The sequence below is a fragment of the Stenotrophomonas sp. HMWF003 genome (assembly GCF_003061285.1).
Classification (GTDB): Bacteria; Pseudomonadota; Gammaproteobacteria; order Xanthomonadales; family Xanthomonadaceae; genus Stenotrophomonas; species Stenotrophomonas maltophilia_AP.
The window spans coordinates 1-2,351 of record NZ_QAIW01000323.1 but is presented as its reverse complement, the minus strand read 5'-3'; the positions used below and the strand labels follow the sequence as shown (position 1 = coordinate 2,351).

The following is a 2,351-nucleotide window of genomic DNA, read 5'->3' as shown; positions in this document are numbered from 1 at the left end:
CCCGCCGGCAAGCAGGAACGGCCGATGCAGGCCAGTGGGCAGGCGGGTCCAGTCGAAGGCCACGCCGGTGCCACCGCCGCCGCCGGGCGCGTGGCTGTCGAACAGGAACCCGGCTGCGCTGGGGTACCGCAGCTGCAGCTGGCGCGCGTTGACGTCCTCGCGGCCGCCCATCGCCACGGCCTTCAGGTAAGGCATGTTGAAGCTGCGGCAGAACGACTCGTCTTCCTCGCCATGGAACTGCAGCAGGGTCGGACGCACCGTGCGCAGCACTTCGCGCACCTCTTCCTTGCTGTTGTCACGGAACAGGGCCACCACGTCCACCATCGGCGCGATCGCCTGGCGCATTGCGCGGGCTTCGGCCGGCGCCACGCGGCGCTTGCTCTCCCGGGCGAAGATGAAGCCGACTGCATCCACGCCCAGTTCCCCGGCCAGGCGGACGTCGCCGGCGCGGGTCATGCCGCAGAACTTGATACGGGTGCGATAGAAAGAGCGGCTCATAGAGTCACCTCGGCGGGCAGTTGCCAGTTGTCGGGGTACAGGGGTCCAACGAACACCAAACCCTGCGGCGGTGCGGTCGGCCCGGCCACGGTGCGGTCCTTTCCGGCCAGCAGCTCACCCAGCCACGACACCGGCTTGTCCCCGCACCCGACCAGGATCAATGAACCGACGATATTGCGCACCATGTGATGAAGGAATGCATTGGCCTGAACACAGACCTCCAGCACCTCGCCATCGCGGGTCACGCTGATCGCCTGCAGCTCGCGGCGGGCATGCAGGGCCTCGCAATTGACGCTGCGGAAGGCGCTGAAGTCGTTTTCGCCCAGCAATGCCTGTGCCGCGGCGTGCATCAGCGCGGCATCCAGCGGCCGCCGTTCCCAGCTCAGGCTCTGCCGGTTCAGCGCCGGGCGCACCTGCCGGTTGAGCAGGCGGTAGCGATAGCGCCGGGCGCGGGCGGAAAAGCGCGCATGGAAATCATCGGCCACCGGCTGGCACCAGCGCACCGCGATGGCGGGCGGCAGGCGGGTGGTGGTGCCCAGGGTCCAGCCGCGCGCGTTGCGGATCACGTCGGTGTCGAAATGCACCACCTGGCAGTGCCCGTGCACGCCGGCATCGGTGCGCCCGGCACACATCACCTTGATGGGCGCATCGGCCACCGAGGACAGCGCCTCCTGCAGGCTGGCCTGCACGCTGGGACGACCGCTCTCGCCCAGCTGCTGCCAGCCCTTGAATTCACTGCCATCGTATTCCACGCCCATTGCGTAGCGCATGGTCAACCTCTGTAAGTCGGTAAGAACCGGCCAGGGCCGGTCGGGGCATCAGGCCGGATCGCGCTCGGACCACACGGCAAGTTCATTGCCACCGGGTTCGACGAACTGGAAGCGGCTGCCCCCGGGAAAGGAAAACACAGGCTTGACCACCCGCCCGCCGTGGGCGGCCACCGCCTCGGCAAGCGGTGCCAGATCATCGGCGTAGATGACCAGCAGCGGCGCGCCGGTTGCCGACGTGCACGGGGTGGCCCGGAAGAAGCCACCCTGCAGGCGACCGTCGTCGAAGGCGGTGTAGTCCGGGCCGTAGTCGACGAACGACCAGCCGAACACCCGTGTGAAGAACTGGCGGCTGGCCGCCGGATCGGTGGAGGCGAACTCCACGTAATCCAGCCGGCGCTCACGCAAGGCGGTCGCGGGGGCCGCGCTCATCCCAGCCGCGCCAGCAGTTCGCGTGCCTGCGCCTGGCTGTGCGGATCGGCGGCAACGGCCACTTCCTGCAACAGGGTGCGTGCGGTTTCCGCATCGCCCAGGTCGAGATAGGCGATGGCCAGTTCGAGACGGTCGCGGCCCGGGGTCGCCAGCACGTGGCCGCTGTTGTCGGTGGCCTCGAACGGTGCTTCGATGCCCTGCGCCGGCGCAGCGCTTGCTTCGGCTTCGGCTTCGGCTTCGGCTTCGGCGTCAGCGTCGGCATCGCCAGCCGCTTCGGCGTCGACGGCAACGGCGTCGCCATCGGCGGGAAACTCGAACACGCCACGGAACGACGGCTGTGCTGCCGCTTCCAGCGCATGTGCCGGCGGGGTGTACACGTCGACCGTGTCGAGGTCTGCGCCCGCATCCACGCCAGCATTCACTGACGGGACCTGCTCCACGCCGGGCGTCGGTTCGTCGCCCTCGCTGTGCGCTGCCTCGCTGTCGGCCACGGGCTGGCCCGGGTACGGCTCCAGGTTGAACACCGGCTCGCGGCGCAGGCCATCGGCGTAGTGTTCGGCCGGTAGGTCGAGCTCCTCATTGGCCTGGTCACGTGCGTGATCCAGGCGCGCGTCCAGGGCGTCGTCCTGCTGCGCGGCCAGCTCGTCCACATAG

Annotated in this window: 4 protein-coding genes; all 4 read right to left on the bottom strand. The window is 69.0% G+C overall.

The window, feature by feature from the left end; all coding sequences use genetic code 11:
* Positions 1 to 498: phosphoribosylanthranilate isomerase (locus DBR34_RS13075; protein ID WP_258223898.1), on the bottom strand; the 498-nt coding region annotated here is incomplete at its 3' end.
* Positions 495 to 1,268, bottom strand: coding sequence for a tRNA pseudouridine(38-40) synthase TruA (gene truA / locus DBR34_RS13070; protein WP_128097110.1), 774 nt, complete (start codon positions 1,266 to 1,268; stop codon positions 495 to 497). The genes DBR34_RS13075 and truA, both read right to left, overlap by 4 nt.
* Positions 1,269 to 1,316: 48 nt before the next feature.
* Positions 1,317 to 1,697, bottom strand: coding sequence for a VOC family protein (locus DBR34_RS13065; protein WP_128097109.1), 381 nt, complete (start codon positions 1,695 to 1,697; stop codon positions 1,317 to 1,319).
* The coding region (locus tag DBR34_RS13060) for a FimV/HubP family polar landmark protein (protein WP_308812537.1) at positions 1,694 to 2,351 on the bottom strand (658 nt) is incomplete at its 5' end. The genes DBR34_RS13065 and DBR34_RS13060, both read right to left, overlap by 4 nt.